Annotated in this window: 15 protein-coding genes and 1 pseudogene; 1 reads left to right on the top strand and 15 read right to left on the bottom strand. The window is 64.2% G+C overall.

What is annotated here, in order from left to right:
* Positions 1-290: 290 nt before the first annotated feature.
* Positions 291-440: an EAL domain-containing protein gene (locus AC6CH3_RS07875; RefSeq protein ID WP_498131899.1), complete on the bottom strand. Its 150-nt coding sequence runs from the start codon at positions 438-440 to the stop codon at positions 291-293.
* A 2-nt stretch (positions 441-442) separates the two neighbouring features.
* Between AC6CH3_RS07875 and AC6CH3_RS07870 the strand changes: the two genes are divergently transcribed.
* Complete coding sequence (locus AC6CH3_RS07870; RefSeq protein WP_498131898.1) at positions 443-652, top strand: hypothetical protein; 210 nt, start codon at positions 443-445, stop codon at positions 650-652.
* 610 nt (positions 653-1,262) lie between these two features.
* On the opposite strand, the gene AC6CH3_RS07865 is transcribed toward AC6CH3_RS07870, so the two are convergent.
* The 14 genes and pseudogenes from AC6CH3_RS07865 to AC6CH3_RS07800 form a co-directional block, all read right to left on the bottom strand.
* Positions 1,263-2,297, bottom strand: coding sequence for an AAA family ATPase (locus AC6CH3_RS07865; RefSeq protein WP_498131897.1), 1,035 nt, complete (start codon positions 2,295-2,297; stop codon positions 1,263-1,265).
* Positions 2,298-2,938: 641 nt separating this feature from the next.
* Positions 2,939-3,517 carry an MFS transporter gene (locus AC6CH3_RS07860; protein ID WP_498131896.1) on the bottom strand — a complete coding sequence of 193 codons (579 nt, stop codon included), beginning with the start codon at positions 3,515-3,517 and terminating at the stop codon, positions 2,939-2,941.
* A gap of 372 nt (positions 3,518-3,889) precedes the next feature.
* Positions 3,890-4,558, bottom strand: coding sequence for an arsenate reductase ArsC (locus tag AC6CH3_RS07855; RefSeq protein WP_498131895.1), 669 nt, complete (start codon positions 4,556-4,558; stop codon positions 3,890-3,892).
* Between the two features lie 95 nt (positions 4,559-4,653).
* A complete protein-coding gene (locus tag AC6CH3_RS07850) occupies positions 4,654-5,349 on the bottom strand; it encodes a winged helix-turn-helix transcriptional regulator (RefSeq protein ID WP_498131894.1) in 696 nt (231 codons plus the stop codon).
* 70 nt (positions 5,350-5,419) lie between these two features.
* Positions 5,420-6,193 carry a phosphate ABC transporter ATP-binding protein PstB gene (gene pstB / locus AC6CH3_RS07845; protein WP_498131931.1) on the bottom strand — a complete coding sequence of 258 codons (774 nt, stop codon included), beginning with the start codon at positions 6,191-6,193 and terminating at the stop codon, positions 5,420-5,422.
* A gap of 135 nt (positions 6,194-6,328) precedes the next feature.
* Positions 6,329-7,243 (bottom strand): phosphate ABC transporter permease PstA, encoded by a 915-nt coding sequence (pstA, locus tag AC6CH3_RS07840; RefSeq protein WP_498131893.1) that lies wholly within the window; start codon positions 7,241-7,243, stop codon positions 6,329-6,331.
* The gene (pstC, locus tag AC6CH3_RS07835) at positions 7,243-8,196 is read right to left on the bottom strand and encodes a phosphate ABC transporter permease subunit PstC (RefSeq protein ID WP_498131892.1); all 954 of its coding nucleotides are present in this window, start codon (positions 8,194-8,196) and stop codon (positions 7,243-7,245) included. Before pstC ends, pstA begins: the two co-directional genes overlap by 1 nt.
* Positions 8,197-8,228: 32 nt before the next feature.
* Complete coding sequence (locus tag AC6CH3_RS07830; RefSeq protein ID WP_498131891.1) at positions 8,229-9,200, bottom strand: PstS family phosphate ABC transporter substrate-binding protein; 972 nt, start codon at positions 9,198-9,200, stop codon at positions 8,229-8,231.
* Between the two features lie 245 nt (positions 9,201-9,445).
* Positions 9,446-9,763: a YegP family protein gene (locus AC6CH3_RS07825; protein ID WP_498131890.1), complete on the bottom strand. Its 318-nt coding sequence runs from the start codon at positions 9,761-9,763 to the stop codon at positions 9,446-9,448.
* 191 nt (positions 9,764-9,954) lie between these two features.
* Positions 9,955-10,131, bottom strand: a complete 177-nt coding sequence (locus AC6CH3_RS07820) for a hypothetical protein (protein ID WP_498131934.1) — start codon at positions 10,129-10,131, stop codon at positions 9,955-9,957.
* Positions 10,132-10,253: 122 nt separating this feature from the next.
* Positions 10,254-10,409: pseudogene (locus AC6CH3_RS07815) on the bottom strand (PAS domain-containing protein); the annotation flags it as partial.
* Positions 10,410-10,562: 153 nt separating this feature from the next.
* On the bottom strand, positions 10,563-13,709 hold the full coding sequence (locus AC6CH3_RS07810; protein ID WP_498131889.1) for a glucosaminidase domain-containing protein: 3,147 nt from the start codon (positions 13,707-13,709) through the stop codon (positions 10,563-10,565).
* A 17-nt stretch (positions 13,710-13,726) separates the two neighbouring features.
* A complete protein-coding gene (locus AC6CH3_RS07805) occupies positions 13,727-15,031 on the bottom strand; it encodes a hypothetical protein (RefSeq protein WP_498131888.1) in 1,305 nt (434 codons plus the stop codon).
* 26 nt (positions 15,032-15,057) lie between these two features.
* Positions 15,058-15,756, bottom strand: a complete 699-nt coding sequence (locus AC6CH3_RS07800) for a hypothetical protein (protein ID WP_498131887.1) — start codon at positions 15,754-15,756, stop codon at positions 15,058-15,060.
* Positions 15,757-15,778: the final 22 nt, after the last annotated feature.

Below are 15,778 nucleotides of genomic sequence, written 5' to 3'. Positions count from 1 at the left end.
ACCGCGTGGACCATGTCCGCGGCGGCGTGGCGCGGCTGCTCAGACGTGCCGCTGCTGGTCAAGCCTGCTCGGAGAGCCCCTCCAGAGTGTTGATCGCCTGTTCGGCGTGGCGCACTGCCAGTTCCAGCCGACTGCCCCGTTCCGGGAGCGAGTACAGGTTTTGCAGCGAATCGCACTCCAACGCCGTGAGCTAGTGGGCCTGCGTCGCCGTCTCCACGCCCTCCGCGGTGACGGTCAGGCCCAGGCCGTTCGCCATGTTGATCATCGAGCATAGGATCGGCAGCCGCTCTTCACCTGTCCGGACCATGGGAAACAAACGTCCTGTCGATCTTCACGGTGTCCACGGGTCGATCCTGCAGCCGGCCCAGCGAAGAGTAGCCGGTGCCGAAGTCATTCAAGGCAACACGGACTCCGGCCCGCGCAGGCCGACCCTGATTCACTCTTGAACGCCATCGAAGCCGTGGTGCGTTCGCTGCGCGCCAAGGGTGCCCCGGGAATGACCCTGGTCACCGAAGAGCGGGATGAATGGGTGATTGGTGACGGCGCCCTGCACGTTACGTCGGACCGGGAAGGCCTGCTCCAGTGGCTCGCACGGGGCGAGGCGGAGCACATCGAGGCCGACAGACTCCTGCCCGCCCTGCCAGCTTGGTGAGCGGGGCAAGTACGAACAAATTGCCCCGGCGACGTACGAAATTTTCGCGGGAAAGGTCAGCTCTTAGAGTGGAGCTGGATTCCATGCTTTCGGGAGTTCCCGTGGTGGCGTCCTCCGACGCTAGGTTCGCGGGCTGTAGCCGGGCTGCCGCGGAGCCTATTCAGGTGCGTGGGTGGCGGGTTCAAGTCCCTGGCTAGTGGGCCTTCCGCCTGCTGTGGCTGGGTTTCGTCGTTCCTCGTTTCGGTTCGGTCCGTTGGGCGTGGTTGTCCAACACCAGTTCATGGTCCGGGCTGCGGGCACAGCATGACGTCGCCGATTTTGGTAAGAAGTTCTTTTCGGATGGCTCCCCTTAGACGTCACGGGAGCAGTAAGTGCTCGGTTTGTTTTGCCGAAGTGGGTGTGGTTACTGTCCACACGTTTTACGTCGGATCGGGCTTTTCAACCGTCGAACTGCTTCCGATTCCGCATGTTTTCGGGAGTTTCCAGTGCTTGCAAGATCCCGAATGCAGTTCGAGCCCCACCTTGGGCACAGCTTTCCCGCAGGTCAGAGCCTTTAGCGCGGTTGAGTGGGGCGGTACGTGCATTCGCCTGACAGCCGCCGCGGATACGGTCAGGCCAGCCAGCGCCGCCAACGTGACTGTTCCGATTCCGGCGTCGGTTCCGGTTCCGGGTCCTCGCCCAAGGCCAGCGCGGCCTCGACGATGTCGTCCGCGGTGAGCGTCATGACGGTCTCACGATCGAGCGCGTCGAGACTTTGTTCCTCGTCGAGCGACAGCCGCAGCGCCTGACGGTTGAGCGCCTGCTCGAACAGCGTGCGGGCGAACCGTGCGTTGCCGGAGTCCTCGCCCGCGTGGAGCCCGGTGAGGATGCGGCGCAGCATCTGGTCCGCACCCGGCTCCAGCGTGTACTCGTGCTGGGCCAGCATCTGGTGGAAGATCGTCTGGAGTGCGTCGACGGAGTAGTCGGGGAACGTGATCTCGCGGGCAAACCGGGAGCGCAGTCCGGGGTTGGAGAGCAAGAAGGTCTCCATCAGCCGCGGGTACCCGGCCACGATCACGACCAGGCGGTGGCGGTGGTCTTCCATCCGCTTGAGCAGGACCTCGATCGCCTCGGGGCCGAAGTCCATCCGGCCGTCCTCGGGGGCCAGCGCGTAGGCCTCGTCGATGAACAGGACGCCGTCCAGCGCACGCCGGATCACCCGGTCCGTCTTGATGGCGGTCGCGCCGACATACTGCCCCACCAGGCCCGAACGGTCGACCTCGACCAGATGGCCTTTCTGCAGCAGACCGACCGCGCGGTACATCTCGGCCAGGAGCCGCGCCACGGTGGTCTTGCCCGTGCCCGGGTTTCCGAGGAACACCAGATGCTGTGATGTGGCCACCTCCGGCAGGCCGTGCGCCTTACGGCGGGCCTGGACCTGGAGCAGTGCGACGAGGGCCCGCACCTGTTCCTTCACGGTCTCCAGCCCGACCAGCGCGTCGAGCTCGGCCTGCACCTCGGACAGCGGCCGGGCCGGCCCGGGCCTCGCACCGATGAGATCGCCGACCAGGCCGTCGACGCGCTCTGAACTGGCCAGCTTGAGCTGATCGGCCAGATGGCCGATGGTTTCGCGGAGGTCGTCGAGCGGATGGCGGCTGGGAGCCATGCATCCACTGTAGTACTCGATTCCCTACCGGGGTGGGGTTGGCCTTACCAGTATCAACTCCTTTTGGTCGAAGTATTCACGCGGTCGGTGACGGGTTGTTGGTCGAGGAGTACACCAAGATCCATTCCTGGGTGGAAGACCCGCTACATCGTCAGATTCGGGTGTAGCTCAATCTGACGCCGGAGTGGCCTGTTCTCGACAAGCGTGAACTTCGGAGGTGTCCGCGACTCACTTGTGTTTATCATCAACCAGCCCATTGCTGGCCTTGGCCGGACATGGGATCGCCCTCGACCGGACCTCGGTCGAGGGCGATCCCCGAAGTGCGGGGGCGTTACATGGTCACGGGAGTACGAGAAGGACGCCTACGGCTTGGAACCATTCGCCTGGATCCCGCCGTGTGCAGTCTCGGAGAGCAGATGCTCACCCTCCAGTACCTCCGGGTCTGCCGGAGCTACGGTGGCAACCGGCCCGGCTGCCAGTCTCCGGGAGCGTCAAGTAGACGATGAGACTGAGGGTGACAATCGCGATCATGTAGACCGCGACGTACATGGGTTGTCCGGCGCCGACGAATGCGGCGGCGATAAGTGGTGCGGTGCCACCGAAGACGGCGATGACGATCTGATGGGCGTAACCAATGCCTGCTACCCGGACTGATGCTGGAAACAGTTCGGCCTGAATGGTCGGTAAACGGCCTGCCAGATACCGAGAACCACCCATCCGGATGCCGACACCAGAACGTATACGCCGAAGCCCGGCTGGTTGAGCAGCAGGAGCAAGGGGTAGCAGAGCACGATCATGCCGATGGCACCGATGATTGGGAAGATCTTGCGTGGGCCGAGTCGATCCGAGAGCGCGCCGCAGACCGGCACGATGACGACGAGCAAGGCCAGCCCGATAACGCTCCCGGCCGGGGTGGAGGACAGGTCCCGGCCGGTGGTCAGCTTGGCGTAGGTGGGGAGGAGGGTGGCCCAGGTGTAGTAGGCCACGGCCGGGGCAGAGAGCGCCGCTGCCTGCAGCAGAGCCTTCGGGTGTTCGCGGAGCAGGTCCATCAGGCGCGCCCAGGCGGACTTTTGATCGACGAGGGCAGATGCCTCAAACTCAGGGGTCTCGTCTGCGCGGGCCCGCAGGATGAGACCGACGACGCCGAGGACGCCGCCTATGACGAACGGGATGCGCCAACCCCAGGCGGCGAGGTCGTCGGGAGCAAAGGATGATGTCACCATCGCCCCGTGCGCCAGCCATCGCCATAACTGACATCGGGTGTAGTCCTTAGGTTGTTGCCCGGCAGTTTCCGTGGACGTTGTAGGGTCGTGACTACCAGGAGCGACGGGTATGGCTTTGGGGCTGCGATGACACGACCGCTGATTGAGAGACGCGACATGTCGCCGGAGAAGGACACGACGGCGCGGTAGGCCGGCAACTGCTTCCGAGAGGTCTGAGGCAGACCAACCACCTTGGCGCGCTGAGCGGGCCAGCTAATAAAACCCCAGAACAGTGCCGGCCGAGCCGGAAGCGGGCAATCCTGCGTTCGAGTTGCCCTGGTGAGGCATTGACGCCTGTGCCCACACGAGGATTTTACCGCTGACGTGCATTCATGGTGCTGGTTCTTCCTTGTTCAGCAGGGATGATACGAGGATCCTGACGCGGCCATGAATTTCGTCGCGGATGGCGCGGACTGTTGCCAGGGACTGGTCAGCGGGATCAGGCAGGTGCCAGTCTTCGTATCGTTTGCCCGGGTAGATTGGGCAGGAATCGCCGCAGCCCATAGTGATGACCACATCCGATGCCCGCACGACGTCGTCTGTCAGCGGTTTCGGGTAAGCCTTGGTGAGGTCCACGCCCATTTCGGCCATCGCCGCTACCACAGCAGAATCCAGGTCCGGAGCGGGCATGGAGCCAGCAGAGCGGACGTGGATTCTACCTTTGGCTTCGACGTTCAGCAGCGCGGCGGCCATCTGGGACCGGCCGGCGTTCTGGACACATACGAACAGAACTTCCGGGATCCCGGACGAGAATGACGCTTCGTTCTTGGATTTGGCCAGGGCCCTGAGCCTATCGTTGGCGAAGTGCTCGGCGGTGGCGGGCAGATAGGCAGTGACTTTGGCTGTCCGGGCCAAGGCCGCGTAGGACTCGAAAACGTAGCGCTCCACTGTTTCGGCGGCAAAGATCCCGGCGAAACGCACGGCCAGACGGCTGCTGATGCGCTGCAAGACCTCGGTGTTGTCCTGCAGCCCGAGTTTGATGTCGTGCTGGTCGGCCATGGCAGATACTCCCTACTCTGGATTCTGGAAGGTCCTGAAAATCAGCATTCGTGCGAGCGGCCGTGCGAGTCTGCGATCCGGGGGAGCAGCCAACACTACTCAGGATGCTGTACGCGAACAGTTGTCTGCTCCGGATTATGGGACATTCTGTAGCCAACACCCCGCACGTTTTCAATGACGGCGGACACCCCTAAGGCTTCCATCTTGCGGCGGGCCCGGCCCAACGCCGTGCGCGGCCCATCCTGATCCATAGCGCGCTCACGTGCACAATGCATCGTTAGCTCCTCTAAAGGAACGACTCTGGGGGCTGCGGCCATGAGATAAGCGAGAGCGTCGAATTCGTTCCTCGTCAGATGGACATCCTCGCCTCCAACCAGCACGCGGCGCGACTGCGTGTTCAGAACGATGGGTCCGTTGGTCAGGAGTGCAGCCACGGTGGGCGCACGCAGATTGAGTTGGGTTATGGCTTTGGCCAGCCGTTCTGCAGTACACGGCAAGGCGACCAGACCCTTCGCGCCGCATTCCAGCGCCTGGAAACCCTGGTCCCGGCCCTCGGCACTACTCCGGACTCCGACCAGGACAGGGACATCTGCCTGCCCGACGAGTACCCGGACCAAATCGGGCAACGGAATGCCCTCGATGTCCGTGGTCACGAGAACCAGAGAGGGCGGGTCGGCTCCGATGCTCACGAGCGCACTGGCCGGATCCTGATAGCGGCAGATTTCGATTCCCCCGGGAATCAACGACTGGTCAGAGTCGACGATGATGGGTGAGGGGCCAGTGACCGCCACGACCTTATACGGCCAATGGCGACGGCGCGAAACCGGGGGATTGTGTTCGAGAGGCGATTTCATGGTGAATTCATCCGAAGCGGCCGGAAATGTAATCCTCGGTCCGCTGATCGCGCGGCGATTCAAATATTTGCGTTGTCGTCCCATACTCAACCAAGACGCCTGTCCGGTCGCCCGTGCCTTCGTCAGCGAGTGCTGTAAAGAAGGCCGTCCGATCCGCGACGCGCGCTGCCTGCTGCATGTTGTGGGTCACAATCACAATGGTGTAGTTCCGGCGCAGTTCCGCCATCAGATCCTCGATCCTGGTCGTCGCGATGGGATCAAGGGCGGAGCAAGGCTCGTCCATCAGGATCACGTCCGGTTTGACGGCGATGGTCCGCGCAATGCACAGCCGCTGCTGCTGGCCGCCGGACAGTCCAAACGCCGACTGCTTGAGTTTGTCTTTCACCTCGGTCCATAAGGCAGCGCCGGTGAGTGCCTCTTCAACGAGGTCATCCATGTTCTCGACCTTCATCCCGGTCACCCGGGGGCCGTAGGCAATGTTGTCGTAGATGGATTTGGGAAACGGGTTGGGTTTTTGGAATACCATGCCGATGCGCCGGCGGACCTCGATGGCGTCGACGTTCTTGGCATACATGTCCACGCCGCGGAAGGAGACCTTGCCCTCGACGCGCGCGCCGTCGATCAGGTCGTTCATGCGGTTCAATACCCGGATGAGGGTGGATTTGCCGCAGCCGGACGGGCCGATAAGCGCCGTGATCTGATTGCGGGCGAACTCCAGGTCGACACCTGTGACGGCGCGGAAGTCACCGTAGTAAACGTTGACGTCCTCGCAGGTCAGGATGGCATCGCGCACGCGGTCCGTGTTCTCGCCGCGCTTGTGTGTGGGGGCCACGTGGACCGCGACGCCGTGCTGCTCGTGCAGACGTGCCTCCTCTTCCGGTTTGAGGACGGGAACGCCGGTGTCTTTGGTCATGGTTTACCACCGCTTCTGATAATGATTACGGATGTAGATGGCCAGGCCGTTCATGAGGACCAGCAGGACAAGCAGGACGATGCTCGCCGCGGCGGCGAGTTCGTGGAATTCTTGTTGGGGACGGCTGGACCAGTTGAAGATCTGGATGGGCATGGTCGTGAACTGACTCATGATGCCGTTGGGGTCAAAACTCACGAACACCAGCCCGCCCAGGACCAGCAGGGGAGCTGCCTCGCCCAGCGCCCGGGAAAGCGCCAGGATGGATCCAGTGGCGATGCCGGGCACGGCGGATGGCAGGACCTGACGCCAAACGGTCTGCCACTTTGTGGCTCCCAGCGCCATGGAGCCTTCGCGGATTTCCTGGGGAACGGACCTGATGGCTTCGCGCGTGGCGATGATGATGACCGGCATGATCAGCAAACCCAGTGCCATTGCCCCGCCGATGACGACATTCTTGTTTTGGAACCCCAACATTGACAGGAAAGCCAAGGCGAGCAGTCCGTAAATGATGGAGGGGACCGCTGCGAGATTCTGGACGTTCAGCTCGATCATGCGGTTGAACTTGTTGTGTTTGTCTGCGAACTCTTCCAGATGAATAGCGGCCGCGACGCCCAACGGGATGGTCAGAATTGCCGTAACGGCTACAACCCACACGGACCCGAGTATGGCGGGTCGCGCTCCTGCGTCCCTGGGTGACGACGAGGGATAATTGGTAAACAGTCCAGGCCGCATCACGGCGAAACCTTCCACGAATGTCGTAATGATGAGCACCAGAAGGAAGACGAAGGACACCGCCAGGGCGGCCCAAATCAGGATCAGGAACGCCAACGAGGCCGGGCTGTTTTCCCCGCTGAGCTTCTTCGCCCGGTAACCGAGCGGTTTGACGGGGTCCAGGACGTTCCGCTGACCAGTTCTCATTAGTACGCCTGCCTGTATCTACGGACGAGGGCGATGCTGATGAAGTTGACCAGCAAGGTGATCAGGAACAGCAGCAGCCCCACCGCGAAGAGTGTGTCGTATTGGATGGACCCCACGCGCGAATCGCCCAGGGCGGCGCTGGCGATGAAGCCGGTCATGGTTTGGCCCTGTTCAAGCGGTCCCGAGACTATGCGGGCCTGGCTGCCTGCGGCCATCGCGACGATCATGGTTTCACCGACCGCCCGGGATACGCCCAAAACGATAGCGGCGATGATGCCCGACAATGCAGCGGGGAAAACTACCCGAAGCGTGGTCTGCATCCGGTTGGCCCCCAGGGCTGCGGAGCCCTGCCTCATTGCTTGAGGAACCGCGGACATGGCGTCCTCGGAAACGGACGCGACCGTCGGAACGATCATGATGCCCATGACGACGCCGGCCGCGAGAACACTGAAGGCGCCGGTGTCCAGGCCGAGCCACTGCCGGAACACATTGGCCTGCACGAAGGTGAGGGCGAACAACCCGTAGACCACCGTGGGGATGCCGGCGAGGATTTCCAGAACCGGCTTGAGTACCTTGCGAACGCCCGGCCTGGCGTATTCAGACAGGAGCATCGCGGCCCCGAGACCGAATGGCACGGCGATCACAAGAGCGATAAGCGTCGTCCACAGCGTGGCTGTAACCAGCGGTACCACTCCGAACGACGCCTGAGCGAAGCGCGGCGCCCAGCGGTCACCGAAGAGGAAGTCGGTCACCGGGATTTCCCGGAAGAATCCGAACGCCGGCACTATCAGTGCCAGCAGGATGCCGATGGTCGTGGCGATGGTGACGGCCGCGGCCAGGGCAAGCAGGATACGGATGACGCGTTCGCCGTGGCGCTTTTTTCCGGTGAACGTAAACGGGATCGGGCGGCCCGGCGCTTTGGCCGGACCGCCCTTCTCACGGACGGTTGTCATGACAGAAGCAACTGGCTATCGAGAGTCGGCCGCTAGCTGCCGATCGAGGCCAGCGATTCCTTGGCCTTGACGGACTGTTCTTCAGTCAGACCGATAAATAGGGCCTCTTTGGCGATCGCAGGTGCATTCTCAGCGTAAAAGTCAACGAATTCCTTGACCTGGGGCTTTTCGGTGTAGGACTTGTTCGCAATGTACACGAACAACGGCCGTCCGAGCGGCTTGTACGTGCCGTTCTGGACCGTCTCGGTAGAAGGAGTGACGCAGCCTGAGCCGTTGTCCACCGGGACGATCTTGACGGCGTCGGGGTTTTCCTCTGCGTAGGACAGGCCGAAGAAGCCCAAAGCGCCTTTTGATCCCTGGACGCCTTGGATCGTTACATTGTCATCCTCGGAGGGGCTGTAGTCCGTGCGAATGGCCCCTGTCTCGCCGTTGATGGCCTCGGTGAAGTAGTCGAAGGTACCCGAGTCGGTGCCTGCGCCGAACAGGTCGAGCTTCTCAGCAGGAAAGGAGGGGTCAACGTCCTTCCAGGTCTTGATCTTGCCCTCGGCTGCCGGGCCCCAGATCTTGTTCAGGTGTTTGACCGTGAGGCACTTGGTCCAGTCGTTTTCGGGGTTCACGACGACGGAAAGCCCATCGTTCGCCATAACGATTTCGGTGTACGCGATACCCTTGGCCTTGCACTCGGCGGACTCTTCGTCCTTGATCGGGCGGGAGGCGTTTGAAATGTCGGTCTCCCCGGCGCAGAATTTCTTGAATCCGCCACCGGTGCCAGACGTTGCAACCGAGACGTTAATGCCTGAGTTCTTGCTGCGAAAACTGGTGGCTGCGGCTTCAGTCAAGGGGGCCACTGTCGAGGAACCGTCAACGGAGACGCTGCCGCTGGCGCCTCCGCCCGTTGTGTTTCCGGTTGTCGATGGATTGTTTTGCCCGCCGCAGGCGGTAAGGACGAGGAGCGCGGAGGCCAGGCTCAGGGCTCCGAAGTATTTGACAGCACGCTTTTGCACGGTTGATCATTCCCTCCATTAGCGGGCTATGACTCCCGCTGCGTTGCGGTGACTTCGGCGATCAAGTCCCTATACACAATTGGAAGCGCTGAACATGAATGCCGGATTAATGGCAGAGGTACACCCGCGGACATCTCCCGGCTACAAGCAGAATGTTTTGGCCTGGCGAAGCTACGGAATTGCGGGATGGCGGCACAAGGGTGCTGGGCGCCGGAATTTCTGAGTGATCTTGCTGAACTCGGAGCTCAGGCCGCGCCGGTCCGTCGCGGCGTGGGTGCGCTGGGTATCGCCCTGGCACGTGTGCGGATTTCACCAGCCGGGAACCACTGGGCTTCGTGGCGCTGGGAAGCAGTAGCGGACGACGTCGGATCCCTCCGGCCGGCCTCGCCGAGGTCGGTAATCAGCCCGGTACCTGCACACTCACGCACGGCGGCTATCCCGGCAACGGCTGCGGGCTTACCGTCGAAGGCCTTGGACACGGCCAGCACGGTCCCATCGGGGGCTTTGAGGCGGAACCTGAAATGCGACTCAGCATCAACGAACACTTCGAACAAGCCGGCCATAACTATCCTTCCGGTCTGCGGGGTTCCTCCCCGGCGGCATCTTGACCCGGGCGGTCCCGGAGTGCATCTTGGCGTCCGTTTTCCGCTGGTCTGGTCGAACGATTACAAGTGATCAATTCGTGGAGTGCTAAAAGTCTGTCGCAGGCCCGTCTCGTTCACAGGACTGCCAAGATGAACCAAGGGTAAACTCTCTACGCTTCCGGCGAGTCGTGGATCAGTAGCGAGTCTGCTCCATGCGATACAGCCCTTCCTAGATTGATGCGCGGCCCCTCTGTACTCCGGACCGAAACCAGCAGCACCTGCGAGCCGCCGTCGTCGAGCAGGGAACCGGCCACCTCGGCAGCGAACTCAGTGCCGTCGCGGTGCACGCCGTACACCTCGCGTGGTGGCGGCGGCTCATTGGGATGTTCCTGAAGGTGTTCAAAGAGCAGAAAGTTCTCATTCCGGAATCCCTCCGACAGGAGCAGCCGTGCTCGCCGCCCACCAGCTCATCCCGGGAGTACCCGAACAGCCGGCTGGCCGCTGCATTCGCCAGCAGGATGATGCCTTCCGGATTCACGGCCAGGAGCGCGTCGGGGCTGGCATCCGCCAGCGCGTCGAAGGCTGGTGCCTCGAATACCTTCGATTGCCGCCTGGAACCGCCCATGCGAAACCACCCCCTCGCACATCATTAGTGGCGGAGGCCACATCACGGGTGCGGAGAGGAAAAATTCACGGCACGGCATGGCCCGGCACGGCACCGGACGGCCGGTGGCCGCTTCCCCTGGGGAGGGAAGCGGCCAGCAGTCACGGACTGCCCTCAGGCGGCCCTTTCAATCAGCCGCATCACGGACGACAACGTGGCCGCGTAGGAAGGATCAGTGGCGTAACCGGCGGCGGCGACAGCCCTGGCGAAGGCGTACGGATCGCCGGGGTGCTGGAACGCCGGCCTGTACCGGGCATTCCTGCGCAGGAAATCGCCGTGGTCCGCGAAGGATTCCGCGGCCGAGGCATAGGCCCGGAACCAGTCCATCACCACGTAGTCGAACCTGCCGTCGGCGCGCGGCGTCACCGAGATCACCCGGGGGAACTTGCCGTTCGGATGGCCCAGGACTTCCCGGGTCTGCAGCAGCTGCCGGCGTGGCTCGGGATCGGTGGCTTTTGCCTTGATGCCGAAGAAGTTGTACCGCGGTGCCTTCTTGCCCCAGCCGGATTCGAGCGCCGCCTGGCCCAGGGTCACCAGCCAGGGAACGCCGCTGTCCTGCTGCCCGCGCTGCGCCTCCGGCCGGTAAAGCCGTACAAACTCCTGCACGTGCGCCGGGACGCCGGTGTTCGGGGCGGGAGCCGGCCCGGGCTTCGGAACAGGCGGGGGAGCGGGGGCCGGTGCCCCGCCCAGGCCCGGCACGACGCCACTGAAGAGCGGGCTGGGGTTTTTGGCCCCTTCCCAGCTCAGGTCCACGTGGATGTGGTCGATGTGTTTGTTGTTTCCGCCGTACGGGCGCCAGCCCTCTGCCCGGCGCGCCCAGCTCCACTGGTTGTGGTTCCAGATCAGGTACGCCACCTGCAGTTCCACGGCGTTGCTTTGCATCCAGGCCACATACGCGTCCGCCTGGGCCTTTTCGGCCGGCCGGTCCACCCGCCCGTGCAAGTCGATGGACCGCCCTTCGCCGTGCAGCGACGGCGTGCCCGATTCAGTCTTCCGGCAGTTGAAGGTCCCAGCCTGCCGGCCGGTGAGCCGGCGCCACTGGTCGGCCATGGCACGCGCGCCCGGCTGCTCGCCTGTAGCGCACCTGCTGAACGTGCCGCGGACCACCCGGCCGGCCGCCCGGTCCGAGGTCTGCGGCGCCGGTACCGGGGCAGGCGCTGCTTTCCGGCCCGCGCGGTGGGCGTTGAGCTGCGCCACCGCGGCTGCGCCGGCAGCCCCGGAGATATAGGTCCACACGGTCCACTTGCCACGGACATCGACGTGCGCGAACCCGGTGCCGATGCCCACACCGATCCCGTCCCCGAGGACGTCCACCGCCGCCTTGGCGATGTCCAGTCCGGACATCCCGGCCACGGTAATGTCCGCTGCCTGGCCGCTGCAGTGCCGGCTGAGCGTGGGCTTCTTGGGCGGGCGGGCCTGGCTGTACACCGCAACGTTCCGCTGCCAGGACCGGTACCCGGACGTGATCCTGACGGGCCTGCCCACCCGGTCGCGGATTTTTTGCAGCGCCGCTACAAGCGCCGGGGAAATCCGTGCCTTGTCGGCGAACTGGTTGCCGCTGAACACCAGCTCGCCCACCGTAAAGTTGGGGGCCAGCTTCCTCGCCCGGACAGCCGTGCCCGTGTCGTAGAGCGGCAGCCCGGCATTGTTCGGATCCCAGTGCTCCTCGCCCTTGCCCGTCTTGCCTGTAGTGGTGGGCAGCGTGGCCCCGGACGGGAAAACCTCGTGCTCGCCGATGTCCTCAGCCTCCGCCTCCGCCGCGGCAAGTTCCCACTCGCCGGCCTCGGGCTCCCCGGCTTCGGTTTCCGTTTCGTCCGTTTCCGTTTCGGAAAGCCCGACGGCGGCTCCCGCCTCGCCCGCTTCCGCCTCGCCCGCTTCCGCCCCGCTGAATTGCGACTCATCGAAGTGTGACTCACCGGGATCCGCCTCACCGGCTGCACCCTCGCCGACTGCACCGTCAAAGCGCCAGCCGGTCTCGCCGAAGTACAGCTCGGCTCCTTCGGCTTCCGCTTCCCGGGCGGTGGCGCCGGGCAGGGGAGTGCCGGCGTCCCGCAGCAGCAGCCAGCCGAAATTCCGGGGGATGTCGTTGTGCGGCACCTTGGTGGCTTCCACCCGGAACGACGCCGGCGGGGCCAGTTGCTTCAGCGACTTCGCCACGCGGTCGCTGTTCCGTGCAGTGGGCTCACCCGGCCGGAAGACCACCCGGAGGGCGCCGCTCCCGGCCGCGATCCGGCGTCGTGCCCATGCGATGAGCGCGGTGGGATCCGAATAGAGGGCATCAAAGGTGTGGACCTCGTCCGGATCGGTGTGCCGGAGGATGGCCATCAGCGGTGCCCCGCCGCCGGAGTGCGCGGTCAGGATCAGCTTCCCCGCCGCGGCGGCGGTGCCGGCTTCCCGGTTAAACGCCTCCAGCCCTGCTGCCACCAGCTTCTGGATGGCCCCGGGCTTGCTCAGTTCGGGAAAGGAGTAGCCGGCGCCGCTGTTGCCGCCGAAGTAGTTCCCCCGGGGGAGGACTGCGAGGGTTGGTGCAGTCCGGCCGGGTGTTCCGGGCTGGGCCGGGTCAGCGAAATCAAGACCGCTGGCAGGCTCCTTGTCCCGGATGATGCTCATGCCGGCGCGCTTGCCCGAATAGCCGTGCAGGTGAATCACCACATCCACGGTCTGAACATCCTGCGGCATGCTGTTCCACTTGAGCAGGAGATCCGGCGCCGAGCCCTTATGGGCCCGGAGCTGGGGGAAACGGTTAATCACCAGGCGCCCGGCCGGTACCGTCCGGGATGGCCCGGTCTCCCACAGCCGGTCAGGGGACTCCACGGGTCCGACGCCGGCCTGGCCGCCTGCCAGATCCTCCTGCACTTCCCAGGTGGTGGCCTCACTTGTCTCCTGCAGGTCTGCCGCCTCCGCCCACGAGGCGAACGCCGAGTCTTCCTGCTCGCCCCAGGTAAGGTTGTCGTAGTCCTCGGCCGTCGTGGTTCCCGGTGCCTCATCGTCTAGCGTCTGGTCCTCCAGCGTCTGGTTCCACAGGGCTTCACCCGGCTGCCCGCTGTACCCGCCGCCGTCGTACTCTTCCCCGGCGGAATGTTCCGTTCCGGCACTTTCTTCTGACAAGTCCCCGGCGAACGCCTCCGTGGGGGCCGGCGGGTACTCGGCCTGGTTCTGGAAAGAGAAGACGTCCTGTTTCACCGGCCAGCCGGTGTGCTCCTGGTGCGCCTCGCCGTTCCCGTTGACCGCGAACAGCTGCGCCACTGAGTAGTCCTCCATGATCGTGCCCCCGGGTCCTAGACCTTGGCCTTGGTGCCATTGCTGGTGGGTGTAAACACCGGAGCGGCAGCGTTAGGCGTGGGTTCCGGCAGCCGCAGCGGCTGGGCCGGACGCCTGGCGTCGGGGCTGACCGACACCACCGTGGGGTCCTTGATCCGGGTGCCGGTGGCCGACTGCCACAGGTCGATGATCCGGATCATCGCATCGGCCACCACCGGGTTGGGAACAAGGTTGGAGTGGTAGAGCATCTCGGCATCGGATTCGTCGTTGAAGGCGCCGTTTTCAATGAACCACATCAGCGGTGACAGCAGTCCGGCGAGTTCAAACAGCTCCCGGCTTTCCCGCGGCGGATTGATCCCCACTCGGGCGCCGATGGCTGCCAGCCGGTCCGCCGGGTTGCCGTTGGTGCCGGCCTCGGCCTTGAGGTCCTTGACCACCGGCGTCTCGTACTCCACCGTCAGGTGGAACCAGTTGAGCATGGTGACATACGCGAACTCCTCCTGGGCCAGCATCCCGCCGCGTCGCCGCATGGTAAGCATCTCCGACAGGGACTGGCACAGGTAGGCGATGTAGCTGCGGTCCGTGGCGTTGGGGCCGCCCTGGTTCCGGTCGTTCAGGATGCCCTGCCAGACCTGCCGCAGCAGCTCCTCCCAAATGTCGAAGAAACGGCTGTTGGCTCCCGCCCCGACGTCGCGCTTCCACGGCTGGCCCTCCAACGGCGCACCCAGCGGCGGATGGGACAGGTCCCGGCCGAACATCCGCCAGTACGCGTTGCGGCGGTTCACCCTTGCGTCCGGGCGGAGCTGGCTAGTGACCCCCAGAATGTGGAAGGCCGGCGGATCACGGAAGAACAGCTCCTCCGTGTTCCGGGCCCACACCAGCGTCTGGACCGATGGCGGGGCCATGGTTTCGCCCACCTTGTAGCGCCGCACCACCTCACCCAGGATCTCCACGATGCCGGTGTTCTCCAGCAGGAAGGCATAGATCAGGTGGTCCCACGGCAGGGGCGTGGTGGTCCCCAGCAGCGGGTTCACCTTGTAACCGGGCGGAATGGTGGTGCCCTGGGTGATGGCGCTGGGAAGTTCGGCCAGCAGCAACGGGGGCATCTTGAGGCCGTCTATGACAGCCTGCTGGCCGGTGGCTGCCGTGATGGTGGGCGCCGGGTTGGGCACGTATTTGACCACACCGTTGACCGCGAACACTTCCTCCAGCCACCGGCTGAGCTGCCGCGGATTGTGGGCGAACACCACGTCCGGATTGGGCGTGGCAGCGGAGTTTAGCAGTGTCGGGTCAACGACCAGCCGGGCAAGGGTACGAAACATCGTGGGCCTCCAAAGGGTTCTTGATATCAGCGCCGGTAGGGGATTCCGTAGGCGATCGGCAGGGCACGCCCATCGAACAGCTCAACAAACTGCACCCGGTCTGAGGCCAGGTCCAGGCTGTTGCCGGAGAGCTTGTCCACCCGGACAAAGTCCTTGGGCTGGTCATCCAGGTACTGGATCCCCACGGTGGCCGCCGCAGAGGGGAGGGCTGCCACAAAGGTCAGTGTGAAGACCTGTTTTTGGCCAACGGTAACCTTGCGGATTTCCGGCGGTGGAATCAGCGAGTCGTCGCGGCCCACGCGGGTGCGCTTGCGGCTTGAGAGGGCATTGCTCAGGGCGTTGAACTGCAGGCCCAGCAGCAACTGCCCTGGTTCCGCGTCGATGCGACGGGCCATGGGGGCAGGATCCGGGCGTTTGGTCTCGGACTGTTCAATTTTCTTGAGCAGTTCCGCGTCCTTTTCGCGCCGTGCAATCTGTTCCTGCACCATCTCTCGGACCAGGACGTAGTCAGCTTCCCGCAGCGCCGCCTGCCCGGCGAAGATGTCCCGCTGTTCGCTGAACACGTCCCGGATGGCGCCGCTGAGCTGTTCACCGATCGCCTTGGCAACGGCCAGCGTCAGCTCCTCCGCGTCCGGCTGGCCGTCAGCGGGGTCGTCGGCCTTGGTCCCTTGTTTGGCCGCAGAACTCCGGGCTGATGCCCGGGCCGGGCCCGTGTCCTCTGCCATGACATTCGTCCTTTCGTAACTG

This window comes from Arthrobacter sp. GQ119, assembly GCF_059759125.1.
The sequence above is the reverse complement of the archived record's forward strand: the minus strand, read 5'-3'. Positions and strand labels throughout refer to the sequence as shown.

What these genes read in the sequence shown, in the direction of transcription:
- AC6CH3_RS07865 (WP_498131897.1), bottom strand. Translation starts at nt 2,297, where the DNA reads ATGGCTCCCAGCCGCCATCCGCTCGACGACCTCCGCGAAACCATCGGC.
- AC6CH3_RS07855 (WP_498131895.1), bottom strand. Translation starts at nt 4,558, where the DNA reads ATGGCCGACCAGCACGACATCAAACTCGGGCTGCAGGACAACACCGAG.
- pstA (WP_498131893.1), bottom strand. Translation starts at nt 7,243, where the DNA reads ATGAGAACTGGTCAGCGGAACGTCCTGGACCCCGTCAAACCGCTCGGT.
- pstC (WP_498131892.1), bottom strand. Translation starts at nt 8,196, where the DNA reads ATGACAACCGTCCGTGAGAAGGGCGGTCCGGCCAAAGCGCCGGGCCGC.
- AC6CH3_RS07825 (WP_498131890.1), bottom strand. Translation starts at nt 9,763, where the DNA reads ATGGCCGGCTTGTTCGAAGTGTTCGTTGATGCTGAGTCGCATTTCAGG.
- AC6CH3_RS07810 (WP_498131889.1), bottom strand. Translation starts at nt 13,709, where the DNA reads ATGGAGGACTACTCAGTGGCGCAGCTGTTCGCGGTCAACGGGAACGGC.
- AC6CH3_RS07805 (WP_498131888.1), bottom strand. Translation starts at nt 15,031, where the DNA reads ATGTTTCGTACCCTTGCCCGGCTGGTCGTTGACCCGACACTGCTAAAC.
- AC6CH3_RS07800 (WP_498131887.1), bottom strand. Translation starts at nt 15,756, where the DNA reads ATGGCAGAGGACACGGGCCCGGCCCGGGCATCAGCCCGGAGTTCTGCG.